We start from the raw sequence: 14,994 nt of genomic DNA, 5'->3' as shown, positions 1-14,994 counted from the left end.
TTGCAATTGCTCGGTCCGTTCCCTACGCCGGTATCAACCGGATCAGGTTCAAAGGGTTATTTCACGGTCGTGAAATTCTCAGTCCGAAGACACCCCAGACCACTATGATCAACTTTTCGGGAATTTAACCCCTTACGCCTTCCGCGTCAAGCGATGATTCGACAACTCGCGACAACGTCAGGCGAAAACACGATGCCGTGGCGCAACCGGCGGCGATTTTTTTCGCTTGACTTTGTGGATTCTTCTCTTTATGCTGCGGCAATATCGATCAGGTGCTCATTATTGAGCCGAACAGGGAACCCCGTGGAATTCGGGGACGGGCCCGCCGCTGTGATCGGGGACGAAAGCCGCAATATGCCACTGGCCGAAAGGCCGGGAAGGTGCGGCCGGTAGGATGATCCGAGAGTCAGAAGACCTGCCTGAAACGAGATGCGCGAAACTCCGTGGACCAGAGTTTTGCCCGGATTCTGAGGACAAAAAAGGGACATCCCCGGATCGATCATTTTCGGTCCGGGGATTTTTTTTGCCGTCGGCGGTGCGCCGTGAAGCCTTTCACACAGGCCGCACAGGCCCGTTCATGTTCTCCGTCGACGTTCGCCGCCCATGTTTCCCGGCCGGAACTGTTCACCTTCACCCCTTCATCAAAGGAGATTGAAAAAACATGATCGGGAATCATCTGAAACGGCATCGGCACCTCATCCTGGGCATCCTCTGCCTTGCGTCCGCCGGGCATTGGCCCGGCATCGCAGCGGCGCAGGATCCGGCCGCAATCCTCGACACCATGACCGTCACGGCCGAGCGTTTTCCGGTGAGGGAGAAGGAGAGCCCCCGCTTCGTGACGGTGGTGTCGGCGGAAAAGCTCATCGAAACCGGGGCCAATACCTTGTCGGACGCCCTCCGGCGCGTCGGGGGGTTCCAATACAAGGCCTTCGCGCCTTTGGGCATCTCCCACGGCGGCATGAACAGCACCCTCTCCATCCGCGGCATCAAGGACGGCGAGCTGGTTCTCATCAACGGGTCACCCATCCAGGGGGCGGCCGGGCACGCCTATGACATCGACACCATTCCCCTGGACCAGATCGAGCGGGTCGAAATCCTCAAGGGCGCCGCCTCAACCCTCTACGGCGCCGACGCCATGAGCGGGGTGATCAACATCATCACCAAACAGACCGGCGACACCACATCGCTGGGGGGGACGGTGGAATTCGGCAACGAATCCTACCACAACCACGGCGCAGCCATCTCCCTTCCCAGGGTCAACCTGGGATTCAACTACCAGCATCTCGGGGACCAGCAGGAGATTTCCCGAAGTTTCTCGCAAAAATACCGATACGATCTGGACGACACCGACAAGTATGCCTGGACCGTCAATGCCCGCATGTTCGAGAACCTCCACTTCGACTATGTCGGCTCTTATTACCGGACCGGTTTCGAAAAGCGGTATGACGGCAACAAAAAGCCCTTTGAAGGCACCGACCAGGACTACTACAAGAACTTTGCCAACCTCCGCTTCGAGACCCCGACATTGAAGGTCAAGGCCTTCGGCAACTACGACGAGATGCAGCGGCGGGAGTACACCGCGCCCGGCGATCCGAAAGACAGGAACCGGAACTATAATTTCGGCGCGGCCGGCGACTACGGATTTTATCTTTCGGACTGGGAATTCAATCCCGGCGCCGAATGGATCTACCGCGGCGCCGATTACAGCAACCAGTACGGCAGTCAATACCGCAACGATTACGCCCTCTTTCTCCAGGTCAAAAAGACCTTCCTGGAGAGGCTTATCGCCGTCGTCGGCGTGCGGGAGCAGTTCATCGACGGTGCCGCCGGGGCCAGGGATTACGACAAGTTCCTGCCCAGCTTCGGCCTCACCTATACGGCCACCGACAGCCTGAATCTCTTCGCCAACGCCGGAAAAGCCTTTCGGGCGCCCGCCTTCAACGATCTTTACTATGACAGCGACTTCCTGAAGGGAAACCCGAACCTCCGTCCGGAAGAGGGCTGGACCTACGAGGCCGGCGTCAAATACGACGACAATTTTCTGCAGCTGCGCCTGTCCGCCTTTTACATGGCCTATGAAGACAAGATCGAACTCGACCGGTCCGGAGGGTATCCCCTCACCTATTTCAACGCCGGGGATTACGAGAGCACGGGCATCGAGTGGAATATCGGCGTCAATCCCTTTGTCCATCAGGCCGGATGGGCGCAGGATCTCTCCCTTTACACCGCCGGGTACTGGGCCGACCCCACGGCCGAGGACACCGACGGAAAGGATTACCGGACCGGCCCCAGGTTCCAGGCGAGCCTCGGCGTCGATTATCTGACCGAGCCCGTGACCCTGGACCTGAACTGTCAGCTTCTTACCAGCCGCGAGCGGGAACTGGACGACACCGTCGTACTCAATTTTTTCTCCAGGGTGAAGCTCTGGAAGGGCCATCTCACCTTCGCCGTGGACAACATCTTCGACGAGGCGGTCCAGGTCTCGGGGGATCTGTCCGAGGATGCGAGCAATCGGTACGTCTATTATGACATCGGACGGTTGGTGAAGGTGGGGTATGAAATTGTTTTCTGACGTCTGAAACGCGCCGCGATCGCGGTGCCGCATGCCGCCGGGAACGCCCCGGGAAGGCGTCGGCGCCGTTTTCCGCAAGTGCCGGCGCGCGTCCGGTGTTCCGGGTGCCGCAAGGTCCGGAGGGCAACTGGATGGCCTTGACAACGCCGGATGCGCGCCGCACGAACGGTTTTATTCTTCCCGCGACGGATCCCCGGCAACCGCATCGAGGCCGTCGGCTTGCCGGCAGAGGCGGTTCACGGCGCGTTTCGCGATGCGACCGGGAACCGTCGTCACCCTCGGGAAGTCCCCCAAAGGGCTCTTTTCCGTCAACAGCACGCAGCCGTAGGCCGCCTCCAGGAGGGAAAAGGTGAGGACCGCGTTGGGGGATCCCAGGCTCAGGATCCCGCCGTCCCGCATCAGGAGGAGTCGGTCGCCGTACATCGCCGCGAGATTCAGGTCGTGGGACACCATGACGATGGTGATGCCCCGCTCCTGCTTGAGCTGCTCCAGAAGATCCATGACCTGGATCTGATGGGCCAGGTCGAGAAAAGCGGTGGGTTCGTCCAGCAACAGGATGTCCGGCTCCTGGCAGAGGGCCTTGGCGATGAAGACCCGCTGGAGCTCGCCGCCGCTCAGGCAGTTGAGCTTGCGGTCGGCCAGGGGCCCGATGTCGGTGACGGCCATGATCCGCTCGGCGACGGCCATGTCCTCCCGGGTCTCGAATCCAAGGATGCCCTGGTGCGGGGCCCGTCCCATGAGGACCATCTCCCGCACCGAGAAGGGAAAATCCAGGGGGAGCTGCTGGGGAACCCATGCGATATGCCGCGCCAGGGCTTTTCGGGAATAGCTCTCGACGGGCCGTCCCAGCACCTTCAGGCTGCCGGCCGCCGGAATGATGCCGGCCAGGGCCTTCATCAGGGTCGTCTTGCCGGAGCCGTTGGGACCGATCAGGATGAAGAAATCCCCCCGGTCCACGGCAAAGGAGAGGTCTTTCAGGACCGGGGTCTCCCGGTATCCATGGCTGAAGTGCCGGACCTCGAGGGCGGGGCGCGTCATCCCGGGCGTCATATCCTGGACCGTTTCAGCAGGTAAATGAAGAGCGGCGCGCCGATCATGGCCGTGATCACCCCCGTGGGCATCTCCCCCTGGGCCGGCAGCACCCGGGCGAGGATGTCGCAGAGAATCATGTAAGCCCCGCCGCCCAGGATGCAGGCCGGCACGAGGACCCGGTGATCCGGCCCCAGCACCAGCCGAAGCAGGTGAGGCATGACCAGCCCCACGAACCCCAGAAGCCCGCAGTAGGAGACCGTGGCGCTCACCATGAACGACGTGGCGAGCAGCAGGACCAGGGAGGCCGCCCCGGTGTTCACCCCCATGGTCCGGGCCGCCTCCTTCCCCATCAGCAGCAGGTTCATGACATTGGCATATCGAAAGATCAGCAGAAAGCAGGGCAGGACGATCAGCGCGAGGAGTCCGGCCTGGGCCAGGTCCGGCAGGGAAAGGTCCCCCATGAGCCAGAAGAGAATGTTGTGGATCCGGGCGTCCTGGGAAATCGACAGAAGAAAGGTGATGACCGACGAGCAGAAGGCATTGATCATGACGCCGGAGAGGAGCAGGGCGTCCTTTTTGAGCCGGATCCCCCCCCTGCCCATGAGGACGACAAGGGCCAGCACCGCCATACTCCCGGAAAACGCCGTGAGACAGACCCCGGGAACCCGGGAAAACCCCAGGAGAATGCCGATGATGGCCCCCACGGCCGAACCGCCGGAGATCCCCAGGATATAGGGCTCGGCCAGGGGATTTCGCAGCAGGGCCTGAAAGACCAGACCGCCCAGTGAAAGGGTCGATCCCACGAGGGCGCCCAGGATCACCCGGGGCAGACGGATGCGCCAGATGATATTCGTCAGCATGTCCGGTTCCGGGCCGCGTCCCAGAAGGGCCTGAAAGGCGTCCACCGGGGTCAGCCGGCTCGACCCCACGGAAATCCCGAGAAAGGCGAATGCCGCCAGCAGCACCAACAGCGGAACCGAGACCCACACGATCCGTCGGAATATTGGCGATGTCGTCATCTCATTCCCTGTCGCCCAGGCCGGGGTGAATGATGTCGAATAATTGTTCGAGACCCTCGACCATTCGGGGACCGGGACGGTCCAGGACATCCGAGTCGAGAATATGGACCCGGCGGTTGCGGACGGCCGGCATATCCGGCCACGCCATCCATTCCCGCTTCACCTTTTCAAACAGCCCGCCCCGGGCCATCGACGTGATGATCAGGATGTCCGGCGCCGTCATCAGGACCTCTTCCCGGCTGAACCGCGGATAGGGAATATCCCCCGCGGCGAGATTCCTCCCGCCCGCGGCGATGATCAGTTCATGGATGAAGGTGGGGGTGCCCGCGGAGACGATGGGGTTGACCCCGATCTGGAAAAAGACCCCCGGCCGGGTTTCCGCCGTCGCGGCCAGCCGCCGGACCCTCGAAATCCGGCGCTGCATCTCCCCGACCATCGATGCCGCGGCTTCCGGCGCATTCAGCAGTTCGCCGACGGCGCGGATGGCCGTCATCACCGTATCGAGGCTCCTGGGGTCCACCGCGTAAACGGGGATGTTCAGGGCTTCGAGGCGCATGACCACGTCCACGGGGTTGCCGTCCTTGACGGCGATGCAGAGATCCGGCGCCAGGGCCGTGATTTTTTCGAGATCCAGCCGGACGTAGGACCCCACCTTGGGGATCTGTTCCGCCTCGGCGGGATAATCGCTGAACCGGGTGGCCCCCACGAGGCGATGCGCCTGTTTCAGCGCGAAGACGATCTCGGTGACGCTGGGCGCCAATGCCACGACGCGCCGGGGATCCGCCGGGACCCGAACCGATCGGCCCGCCTGGTCCCGGACCATCCGGTCTTCCGCATCCGGGCACGGGATCAACGGCCCCGGCATCATGAGCATGAGGGAAACCAGGGCAGCGGCGATCAGGACCCTCGGGCCGGGAGTCCGTATTCCGGGTCGATAGGGTTGTTCGGCGTTCATGGCACCAATCATTAGGGACTTTTCCAGTCCCGGTCAAGCCTTAAGCGGCATCGCATCCATCGCAGCAGGCAAAATATCCAGTCACATGGCCGACGCCGCATCATTCCGGCTGGGCCTCGGGGGTCGGCTCGGCGATGAGCTTCCCCGTAACCGAACCGTCGTATCCGGGCAGCGTATCGATCTCCCTGCGAAGCGCGGCGGACTGGAGGACGTCGAGAAGAATCCTGATGATGGGATGATCCGCGAGGTCGGCCGGGATGACCAGGTCGCATCGGGCCGCGGTGATCGGCACAAACCCCAGGCCGTGGACCTCGGCAACGGCCCTGAGTCCCAGGGCGGCGTCCGCGACGTTGCAGACGATGCGATAGGCCCCCTCCCGGTGGGATCCCACTTCATTCCGATAACCGCCGATGTCTTCCGGGCGAATGCCGGCACGCCGCAGATGATCGTCCAGCAGCACCCGGAGGGCGGCGCCGGCCTCGCGATTGACGAAGCGCACCATGGGCCGGGCCAGGTCGGCCACCGTGCGGATGCCCAGAGGATTGCCCCGAGCCACCATCAGCCCTTCCTCCAGGAGGGAAAACCCCAGGATGCGGCTTCGCCCGCGGCGCAGTGTTCTGGCGGCCAAAAGGACGTTGGATTCCGCCTTGCCGGTATTGTGCAGGTGGGTGCCCGCCACGTGCGCGACGCCTTCGGCCAGGCCTTCGATAGCGCGATGGCTCGATGCGAAACGGCAGTGCACGCGGGCGTCGGGAGACATGCGGGAGACATGCTGCCCGAGGATTTCAAATGCCGGATCGCACCCCATCAGAATAATGGTTCTCTCCAGGCGGTCGGCGGGAAGCAGTATCTCGGCCCGCTTTCTGTCCGGCGCCAGCAATCCGTCCGCCGATCGCAAGCCGAACGGCACGGATTCGGCGCCCTGAAGCGGAAAGCCCACCAGCCGATCGCGGACCCGCCCCAATGCCAGACGCGTCGACGGCGCCACGTCTTCGCCGATCAGGTGGATGTCATGACGCTCCCGGGGCGTCCGTTCGACGAACAGGTCCTCCACGCGGCATCCGAAAATGCGTGCCAGGCGCAACGCGACGGCCGTATTGGGCAGGTAACGCCCGGATTCGATGTCGTAAACCGCCTGACGCCGGATGCCGATTCTTTCCGCCAGCTCCTCCTGAGACCACCCCCTGGCCAGGCGATACTGTTTGACGCTGCATTGTATATCATGAGGTTGTCGGGGCACCGTGCCTCCCTGCCGTAATCCCGCCGTCGATTTTCGAAACCGTCTGTATTTAAAAATTCAAATTTCATAATGATGGCCGGATAGAGGTGCCGTATCCTCCCGGCACCGCCCTATGAAAGTCGAAAGTTGAGCTAAAAAAACATTGACGGACTCTATATCATATGTCAATAGATGCCGTCAAATGACGTTTAAAAACGTCATCTGCCGTCACCTCCGGTTTTATGCTCAACAATCCGAAATGATCTGTCGAAACAGATTGCGGCCTCAACTGTAACGAAGTTTTATGCCAAAGGAGAGATTGAAAATGGCATCGTTAAAATGTGTGTTGCGTCTCCTGGTCATGGTGATGATGGTGCCGGCCGGAATAATGGGGCTGGATGCGTTCGTTGGATCCGGAGCCGCCGCGGAAACCGATGTCCTGGTCTTTGCCGCGGCCTCCACCACCAACGCCCTCACTGAAATCGGCGAACAGTATACGGCAGCACATCCCGGCCGGCGCATCACCCCGTCGTTCGCCTCATCCTCCGCGCTGGCCAAGCAGATCGAAAGCGGGGCACCGGCGGATATCTTTCTTTCGGCCAACCGGAAATGGATGGACTACCTGGCGGAGAAGGACCTGATCGCGACAGAAAGCCGCTTCGATCTCCTGGGCAACCGGATCGTATTGATCGCGCCGATCAAGAGCACGATGCCGTCGATCACGGTGGTGCCCGGTTTTTCGCTCGCCGCCGCCCTGGGCGCGGACGGCCGCCTCTCCCTGGGGGACCCCGATCACGTGCCGGCCGGCATTTACGGCAAGAAGGCGCTTGAAAATCTGGGCGGCTGGGATGCGGTCAAGGATCGGCTGGCGCCCATGAAGGATGTGCGCGCGGCCCTGGTGCTGGTGGAACGCGGGGAGGCCCCCCTGGGGCTGGTCTATGCCACCGATGCCGCGATTTCGAAGAAAGTGCGCGTGGTGGGAACGTTTCCCGAGGACAGTCATCCGCCCATCGTCTATCCCGCGGCGGCGGTGTCCGGCGGCAAAACCGCCGCGTCCCGGCATTTTCTCGATTTTTTAAGATCCCCGGCCGCCCGGATGATTTTTGAAAAATACGGGTTTGTCGTGCGGTGATGGATCTGCTTCATTTGACGCCGGTTGAACTGGAAGCTCTCGAACTCAGCCTCTGGGTGTCGGGCTGGGCCGTGGCCGTCAGCCTTCCGGCGGGAATCCTGACGGCCTGGGTTCTGGCGCGCCGCCGCTTTCCCGGCAGAAACCTGCTGGACGGACTGGTGCATCTGCCCCTGGTGCTCCCGCCGGTGGTCATCGGATACCTGCTGCTGGTGATGCTGGGGCGGAACGGCATCATCGGCGGACCCCTGGACCGTTACCTGGGGGTCGTCCTGGCCTTCAACTGGAAAGGGGCCGCCCTGGCGGCGGCCGTCATGGCATTCCCGCTTCTGGTCCGCGCCGTGCGGCTCTCCCTGGAAGGCGTGGACCCCGGGCTGGAGGCGGCGGCCCGCACCCTAGGCGCCGGTCCGGTTCGGGTCTTCTTCACCGTCACCCTGCCGCTGATGGTGCCGGGCATCATCACCGGGGGCATCCTCGCGTTTGCCCGGAGTCTGGGAGAATTCGGCGCCACCATCACCTTCGTCTCCAACATCCGGGGACAGACCCAGACCCTGCCGCTGGCCCTCTACACCCTGACCCAGGTCCCGGACGGAGAAACGGGGGCTATGCGGCTCTGCCTCCTGTCGGTGCTCATCGCCATGGCTGCGCTGGTGTTCTCTGAAATATCGGCCCGGAAATTCGCCGCCCGCATGGCGGGATAACCGGCCGTGGACATCCGCATCAATCACCGGCAGGGCGGTTTCACGCTGGATGTTGCGTTCCGGGGCGCCCCCTCGGGCGTGACGGCGCTCTACGGCCCCTCCGGCGCGGGGAAGACCTCCGTCGTCAACATGGTGGCCGGTCTGCTGAAGCCCGACGCCGGCCGCATCGCCGTCAACGGTCTCTGCCTCTTCGATTCGGCGCGGCATATCGATCTGCCGCCGGAAAAACGCCGCATCGGCTATGTGTTCCAGGACGGCCGCCTCCTGCCCCACCTCTCGGTGCGATCCAATCTGACCTATGGGATGCACCGCACGCCGGCAAGGCGACGCTTCGTCAAATTCGATCCGGTGGTGGAACTTCTCGGCATCGGCCGCCTGCTCGACCGCCGGCCGTCAAAGCTTTCCGGCGGCGAGAAACAGCGGGTGGCCATCGGACGCGCCCTCCTGACCAGCCCGGCACTGCTGCTCATGGACGAACCCCTGGCAGCACTGGACCCGGCGCGCAAGGCCGAGGTGCTGCCCTTTGTCATGCGGTTGGGCCGCGAATTCGCCATTCCGATCCTCTACGTCAGCCATGCCCTGGACGAAATCCTCCATCTGGCCGTCCGCATGGTCCTGATTCAGGAAGGGCGCGTTCTGGCCGAGGACGATCCGGAAGTCCTGCTCTCCCGGTCGGATCTTCAATCCCATCTCGGCCGGAGCGAAACCGAATCGGTCATCTCCGCCGTGGTCGACGAGCCGGAGGACGCATTCGGCCTGACCCGCCTCCGCTTCGGTGGCCACACCCTCAAGGTGCAGCAATTTCAGGCCGCCAGGGGGGAATCGGTGCGCGTGCGTATCCCGGCCCGCCAGGTGGCCGTTGCGCTGTCGCCGCCGCGACGGACCAGTTTCCAGAACGTCTTCCCGGGGGAGATCCGGGAGATATGGGATCACGGCGCGCCTTTCGTGGACGTCCGTCTGGACATCGGGCGTCCCCTGTGGGCACGGATCACCCGCCAGTCCCTGTCGGAACTGAACCTGAAGCCCGGCCGGCCGGTGTTCGCCCTGATCAAGAGCGTAGCGGTTTCTCCGGGACCGTCGGACGCATCCCGCGAAAAAGAACCTTCCCTCGTGGTTGTCGACGCCTGATTGCGGCAGCAGCCCGGGCCCATGTCAATTGACGCCGCTTTCATTGGAAGCGGCATTTTTTCGGGATGCCTGCAGCGCCTGCATCCATCTGGCGGCGTTCCGGGCGGTTTTGCTTTTGGGGGCCGCCTTGTCCATGGCCCGGGCAAAGCAGGCCTCCGCGTCCGTGAGCCGCTTCAACTTCAAGGCAACCATGCCCTCCATGAGGTACATCCTGCCGTCGCCGTCATCAAGGGCCGCGCCCTTCCGGTATGCGACGATGCTGTCCTGGAGATCCCCCAGGTGGAAGCAGATGTCCCCTACGCGGGCCCAGCGTTTCACCGTCGGAGCCCTGTCAGCGGCCAGACGGGCGGCCTCCAGGGCCTGCTCCAGGTTCCGGGCCGCCAGCCAGGTGTCGGATATCAGGTCCAACGCCTTCGGGTCGGGGTCCTTTCCAAAGGCCTTCAGATATGCCCGGGCCGCCGCCCTGGGCACCCCCGCCAGCCGATAGAGATCCCCCAGGTTCCGCCACCCCTTCCGGTCCGGCGGAGAAAGGCGGTAGGCGACGGAGAGGGCCGCCGCCGCCCCGGCATGGTTGCCCATTGCGGCGCGTACCGCCCCGATATTCTCCCAGACCTCCGGCCGGCAGGGCAACAGCGCCGCGGCGGACGTGAAGCAGTCCTCGGCCCGGGCCGTCTGCCGCAGGCGATAACAGGCGGTTCCCATGCAGAAAGACAGGTGGTAATGCTGCCGATCCGGGTGGCGGGCGGCATAGGCCGAAAGCATCTCCAGGGCTGCCCGGTTCCGGCCCGCGGCCATGGATTTACGGGCCTTTTCCAGAACGCTGAAAAGCTCCCCATCCACGGCCGGCGGTTCGGGGCATGCCGGCGGGGGACCGGCCCAAAGGGGGCCTGCCGTGCAGCACGCCCCCATCAGCATCAGGATCATCCAAAACCGTTTCATCGGGTCCTCCATCAGGTCAATCGAGTTTGAATTGAATGGTGGTCTCCACCCATACGTCCACGGGCCGCCCGGACCGGATCCCCGGGTTGAAGCGCCATCGGGGGATCGCCTCCCGAACGGCGGCATCGAAAACATTCCTCGGAGATGACGAGAGGATGGTCAGGTCGTGGACCCGTCCTTCCCTGTCCACCAGGAATCGGATCTTCACCCACCCCTCGATGTTGCGGCGCCTTGCCCGGTAAGGGTAGTCGGGTCTGGGCTGCCCCATGACGGCGGGTATCGTGTCGACCTGGTCCATGGCATATCCCCGCATCGCATCGCCGGTCTCCCTTGGGGTGTCGGCCCCGGGGACCGCCGGGGAAGCATCGTTCGTGGAGCGGCCAGACACCGGCACGGCAACGGCGGCCTTCTTCGCAGGCCCGGCGGGCAGAGGCCTGGGAGCGGAAACCTTGACCGGCGCCGTTTCCAGGAGCACCGGCGGGGGCGCTTCCGCGGTTGCCAAGTCGGGCGGCTCCAATACCGAAGACTCGGCCGGCGCCGGAATCTCCGGCGGCGTCAAGAGAAGTTCCGGGGGTTCCGGAGGCTCCGGAGCGGGCTGCGTCTCCGGCCCGGGCGTGGACTTGCTGCGCAACGGAATCCGCAGATCGAGGGTTTCCGGGACAGGCCGGTCCGTGCGGACATCCTGGTCCAGAAGAAGCGGCGCCAGGGCGAAAATGATCAGGTTGAGCATCAGCGAAAAGCCGATCCCCACAAGAACCTCGCGCCCTCCCGTTCCCGGTTTGGACGTCACGGCGACGGCGCCACGGCGGACACGGCCGTGTTTTCCGCCCCGGCCAGCCGGCACTGATCCAGGACGGCCACCAGCCGACCCGTGCTGCACGCCCGATCCGCCTCGATCAGGACCCCGCCGCCGGGGTTCTCCATGAGAAACAGCGCGACGACGGCCCGCAGGTTCCGCAGCTCCACGGGACGGCCGTCGACGAAGACCTCCCCGGCCGTCGTCACGCCGATCATCAGGCCCACCGCGTCTCCGGGTGCGGCCGACGCCGCCTCGGGCCGCTGGACCGTGACGCCGCTCTCACGGACGAAACTGGCCGTAACCAGAAAAAAGATGAGGAGGATGAAGATCATATCGATGAGGGGCGCCATGTTGATGTCCACCTCGGTGCTCTCCGCCAATGCCCGTCCGGCCCCGAACCGTCCTCTCGATCTCAGCATCCCGTCCCCCCTTTTCCATTCTGTTTTCCATGCATGGGCAATCTGTCCCGCGGCGCCGTCAGCCATTGATCCACGGCCCGGTGAAACACCATGAGTTCGCCTTCGATCTCCCGCACCTTCTGGGTCAGGACCTGTCCGGCAAAGAGACCGGGAATGGCGATGAGCAATCCGGTCTGGGTCGTAATGAGAGCCTCCTGGATCCCGGACGCCAGGGCCTGGCTGTTCCCGGTCCCCTGGAATCCGATGACCTGAAAGGTCTCCACCATCCCGCTCACCGTGCCCAGGAGGCCCAGAAGCGGCGCCACCGCACCCAAAACCCGGATCGCCGGGAGATAGCGGTCCAGACGGGAAATCTGCCGCCGAACCGCGACCTCCCACAGGATCCGATCCGTCTCCGGATCTCCTGTGCGGTGTTCCAGAAAATAGGCCAGGACCGCCGTCCGGGATCCTTCCGGCCCCGCCTCGGGCGCTCTATCCCGGCCCGCCATCCGCGCCGGCGCATCGGCGATCCTGAGGGGATGACGGCGCACCCGGAACAGCCAGAGGCTCTTCATCACCACCATCTGCCACATCAGGAGTGAAACGACGATCAGGGGGATCATGACGGGACCGCCGGCCCGGGTATAGGCGGCCACGGCTTCCAGCCCGTTCACCGGCCGTTCCTTTGCCGTTTCAGGAGGGCCGCCGTCATCGCCATCGCCTTCTCCTCCATGTCGGCGGCGATGTTCTGGGCCTTGCGCCCCAGAAAAGCGGCCGCCAGCATGATGGGAATGGCTACGGCAAGGCCCAGTTCGGTGGTGATGAGGGCCTCGCTGATCCCGCCCGCCATGAGCCGGGGGTCTCCGGTGCCGTGGATGGTGATGACCTTGAAGGTGTTGATCATGCCCGTCACGGTCCCGAGCAGGCCCAGAAGCGGGGCCACGGCCGCCAGAACCTTCAGGGCCGGCAGGAACCGCTCCAGTCGGGGCGTCTCCCTCAGGATCGCCTCGCCCAGGCTGCTTTCAATGACCTCCCGGGGCTCGTTCTCCACGCCCAGGCCCGCCTTGATGACATTGGCGGTCGGGCGGCCCGCCTGCGTATCGGCTGCGGCCATGGCCCCCTCGACATCGCCCGCGGCCACCAGATCGGTGACGTCGCCCATCAGGACGTCGGTGTTCTGGCGGACCCGCCCCAGAAAATAGAGCCGCTCCACAACGAGCACGACCGCGGCAATGCCCACCAGGAGGATCGGCCAGACCAGAAAGCCGCCGCCCTGGATGTCCTCCCAGAGGCTTGTCCGGTGGGAAAGCTGTCCGAGGACCGAACCGCCCGAGATGTCCATGGGGACGGTATCGGTCTCTCCTTCCAGAAACCGCTTGAGCGCTCTTTCGGTACCGAAGCCGGGGGGCGCCGCGGCCATGAGCCTCCCGGAAACAGGGCTCGGGTGGAGATAACCGGCCGCCCCGTCCTGATCGAAAAGGGCCGAGAGATGCCCCAGCCGCAGAATCTCCGCCTGGACCGGCCGCCCCTCCCGGTCGAGAATCTCGCCGGTTCTTCGAAGCATCCGGCCCGATGCCGCCATGTCCTCGAAGGCCAGATCCACCAGAAGCCGAATATCCGACACCCCCAGGCGCTGCTCTTTTTGGAGCAGCGCCTTCAGTTTCGTCAACCGCTCGGGACGCTCCGCCGTGTAAGGCGATCGTTCGGCCAGCCCCAGAAAATTCCGCACGAATTCGATCACGACACCCGAAAGGGCCTTCATATCCGCGGCATGGCCCTCGAGGGCTTGCGCCGACGCCTCCCGCCGGTCCCGCATTTCCGCCAGATCCGCCTCTTCCCCGGCCAGTTCGGACCGCTCGGCCGCCAGACGGATCTTGAGATCACGAATCTTTTCGTTCCATTCGGCCCGTGCCGAGGCGATTTCAGATTCGACGCGGGCCTTCTCGCGCCTCGCCTCGGCCAGGTCCGCGTCCACCTCGCGGCCGACCCGGGAAAAATCGTCGGACCGGGCCGAAACCCCGGCCGGCAGAAGGAGCATCATCAGCCACAGCAGAATAACGCGCCTCATTTGACCGCGTCCTCCGCGGCATCCGTCGGACGCCCGATGGGCAGCGCCACCAGAGCGGCCAGACGGGAGCGGTCCGCCATCTCGATCGCCTGCCGTATCCGGGCGGCATGATCGTCGACAGGCTCCCAGCGCTTGGATCCAGGGTTCCACCGAAAGGCGCCGCGGCCCCCTTCGGCAAGAGCGAACAGCCCCAGGCGGCCCACGGAGAGCCGACGGACGGGGATGACGCGGCCGTCGACTTCGAGTTCGGCCGCATCCGCCTCGGTGAGATATCCGTATTCGATCTCGACGGAGAGCGCCTCCAGAAAGGCGCTTACCTTGGCCGGCAAGTCGGCGTCCGCGTCGTCGGCGAGCTGAGAAAGATGCCGGATCCGGGCATCCCGCGCTTCAGGATGAAGCGGCATGTCCCGGTCCACAAAGGTTTTGAGCCGCTGGATCCCCTCATCCAGAAACGGCCCCAGGTCGTCCCGCAGGGTAAGGGCGGCCTTCTCCGCCGCCGCCAGATCCCCCGTCTTCTGTTCCAGATCGGCCGTAAAGGCCGCCGTCTTGTTCCGCCGCCACCGGACCCGCGCCAACTCCCGCTCCAGGGCATCGGCTTCCGCCGTCAGTTTTTCCGCCTCGGCGGCCCATCGGTCCCTGAGCTGCTGGGCCGCGCGTCGAATGTCCACGGCGCTTTCCGCCGTTTCCAGCACCGCCCCGGCGGACGGCGGCGCCCCCGGTCCCGCGGCCGGTATCCGGGCGGCCCCGCCCAGGAGCACGACGGTGCACGCGGCAAGGATCGCACAGCAGCGCTCGGCCCGGATCCGCCCGGTGTCTCTTTTTCTCGTCCGTTTCATCATAAGCCCTCGGGTTTCAAACAAAAAAAGCCAAGAATAGCCTCTTCCCCGGAATCGGGTCGGGCCTTCTTGGCTTCTGCTTCGTAAATAAAGATTGGGTTCGCGGTCAAAACGCGATTTCATATCGCGCCGCCCCTGTTGATTAGAAAAAATCCCGGTTGTTGTCAATAGCCGATTCTCATGCAAATTCAACTTTCGA

At 64.1% G+C, this 14,994-nt stretch carries 14 protein-coding genes and 2 riboswitches; of the genes, 4 read left to right on the top strand and 10 right to left on the bottom strand.

Annotated elements, in window-relative coordinates; all coding sequences use genetic code 11:
• Positions 1 to 106, bottom strand: a riboswitch (TPP riboswitch).
• A 148-nt stretch (positions 107 to 254) separates the two neighbouring features.
• A riboswitch (cobalamin riboswitch) is annotated at positions 255 to 437 on the top strand.
• Positions 438 to 661: 224 nt separating this feature from the next.
• Positions 662 to 2,572, top strand: coding sequence for a TonB-dependent receptor plug domain-containing protein (locus dmul_RS01895; RefSeq protein ID WP_020877252.1), 1,911 nt, complete (start codon positions 662 to 664; stop codon positions 2,570 to 2,572).
• A 171-nt stretch (positions 2,573 to 2,743) separates the two neighbouring features.
• Here the strand turns inward: dmul_RS01895 and dmul_RS01890 are convergent, their stop codons facing one another.
• From dmul_RS01890 to dmul_RS01875, 4 genes are all read right to left on the bottom strand, one after another.
• Positions 2,744 to 3,610: an ABC transporter ATP-binding protein gene (locus dmul_RS01890; RefSeq protein ID WP_144016608.1), complete on the bottom strand. Its 867-nt coding sequence runs from the start codon at positions 3,608 to 3,610 to the stop codon at positions 2,744 to 2,746.
• 8 nt (positions 3,611 to 3,618) lie between these two features.
• Complete coding sequence (locus dmul_RS01885) at positions 3,619 to 4,623, bottom strand: FecCD family ABC transporter permease (protein WP_020877250.1); 1,005 nt, start codon at positions 4,621 to 4,623, stop codon at positions 3,619 to 3,621.
• Between the two features lies 1 nt (position 4,624).
• Positions 4,625 to 5,578, bottom strand: a complete 954-nt coding sequence (locus dmul_RS01880) for an ABC transporter substrate-binding protein (RefSeq protein ID WP_236886002.1) — start codon at positions 5,576 to 5,578, stop codon at positions 4,625 to 4,627.
• 100 nt (positions 5,579 to 5,678) lie between these two features.
• Entirely contained in the window at positions 5,679 to 6,818 is a 1,140-nt protein-coding gene (locus dmul_RS01875; RefSeq protein WP_020877248.1) for a substrate-binding domain-containing protein, read from the bottom strand.
• A 304-nt stretch (positions 6,819 to 7,122) separates the two neighbouring features.
• On the opposite strand from dmul_RS01875, the gene modA reads away from it, so the two are divergent.
• Genes modA through modC form a run of 3 tightly spaced genes read left to right on the top strand, consistent with a single transcriptional unit; the run spans position 7,123 to position 9,755 of the window.
• Positions 7,123 to 7,929 (top strand): molybdate ABC transporter substrate-binding protein, encoded by an 807-nt coding sequence (modA, locus tag dmul_RS01870; protein WP_020877247.1) that lies wholly within the window; start codon positions 7,123 to 7,125, stop codon positions 7,927 to 7,929.
• Positions 7,930 to 7,943: 14 nt separating this feature from the next.
• The gene (gene modB / locus dmul_RS01865; protein WP_236886001.1) at positions 7,944 to 8,627 is read left to right on the top strand and encodes a molybdate ABC transporter permease subunit; all 684 of its coding nucleotides are present in this window, start codon (positions 7,944 to 7,946) and stop codon (positions 8,625 to 8,627) included.
• A 6-nt stretch (positions 8,628 to 8,633) separates the two neighbouring features.
• Positions 8,634 to 9,755, top strand: a complete 1,122-nt coding sequence (gene modC / locus dmul_RS01860; protein WP_020877245.1) for a molybdenum ABC transporter ATP-binding protein — start codon at positions 8,634 to 8,636, stop codon at positions 9,753 to 9,755.
• Positions 9,756 to 9,779: 24 nt separating this feature from the next.
• Here modC and dmul_RS01855 read toward each other — a convergent pair whose 3' ends face one another.
• The 6 genes from dmul_RS01855 to dmul_RS01830 are packed head-to-tail and all read right to left on the bottom strand — an operon-like array spanning position 9,780 to position 14,798.
• A complete protein-coding gene (locus dmul_RS01855) occupies positions 9,780 to 10,694 on the bottom strand; it encodes a tetratricopeptide repeat protein (protein WP_020877244.1) in 915 nt (304 codons plus the stop codon).
• A gap of 16 nt (positions 10,695 to 10,710) precedes the next feature.
• Positions 10,711 to 11,484 (bottom strand): energy transducer TonB, encoded by a 774-nt coding sequence (locus dmul_RS01850; RefSeq protein ID WP_052018553.1) that lies wholly within the window; start codon positions 11,482 to 11,484, stop codon positions 10,711 to 10,713.
• Positions 11,481 to 11,912 carry an ExbD/TolR family protein gene (locus dmul_RS01845; protein WP_020877242.1) on the bottom strand — a complete coding sequence of 144 codons (432 nt, stop codon included), beginning with the start codon at positions 11,910 to 11,912 and terminating at the stop codon, positions 11,481 to 11,483. The genes dmul_RS01850 and dmul_RS01845 overlap by 4 nt, the downstream gene beginning before the upstream one ends.
• On the bottom strand, positions 11,906 to 12,565 hold the full coding sequence (locus tag dmul_RS01840) for a MotA/TolQ/ExbB proton channel family protein (protein WP_020877241.1): 660 nt from the start codon (positions 12,563 to 12,565) through the stop codon (positions 11,906 to 11,908). The genes dmul_RS01845 and dmul_RS01840 overlap by 7 nt, the downstream gene beginning before the upstream one ends.
• Positions 12,562 to 13,959 carry a MotA/TolQ/ExbB proton channel family protein gene (locus dmul_RS01835; protein ID WP_020877240.1) on the bottom strand — a complete coding sequence of 466 codons (1,398 nt, stop codon included), beginning with the start codon at positions 13,957 to 13,959 and terminating at the stop codon, positions 12,562 to 12,564. Before dmul_RS01835 ends, dmul_RS01840 begins: the two co-directional genes overlap by 4 nt.
• Positions 13,956 to 14,798 carry a DUF3450 domain-containing protein gene (locus dmul_RS01830; RefSeq protein WP_159449741.1) on the bottom strand — a complete coding sequence of 281 codons (843 nt, stop codon included), beginning with the start codon at positions 14,796 to 14,798 and terminating at the stop codon, positions 13,956 to 13,958. The genes dmul_RS01835 and dmul_RS01830 overlap by 4 nt, the downstream gene beginning before the upstream one ends.
• Positions 14,799 to 14,994 lie beyond the last annotated feature (196 nt).

The organism is Desulfococcus multivorans (genome assembly GCF_001854245.1).
In the GTDB taxonomy this organism is placed as follows: Bacteria; Desulfobacterota; Desulfobacteria; order Desulfobacterales; family Desulfococcaceae; genus Desulfococcus; species Desulfococcus multivorans.
The sequence above is the reverse complement of the archived record's forward strand: the minus strand, read 5'-3'. Positions and strand labels throughout refer to the sequence as shown.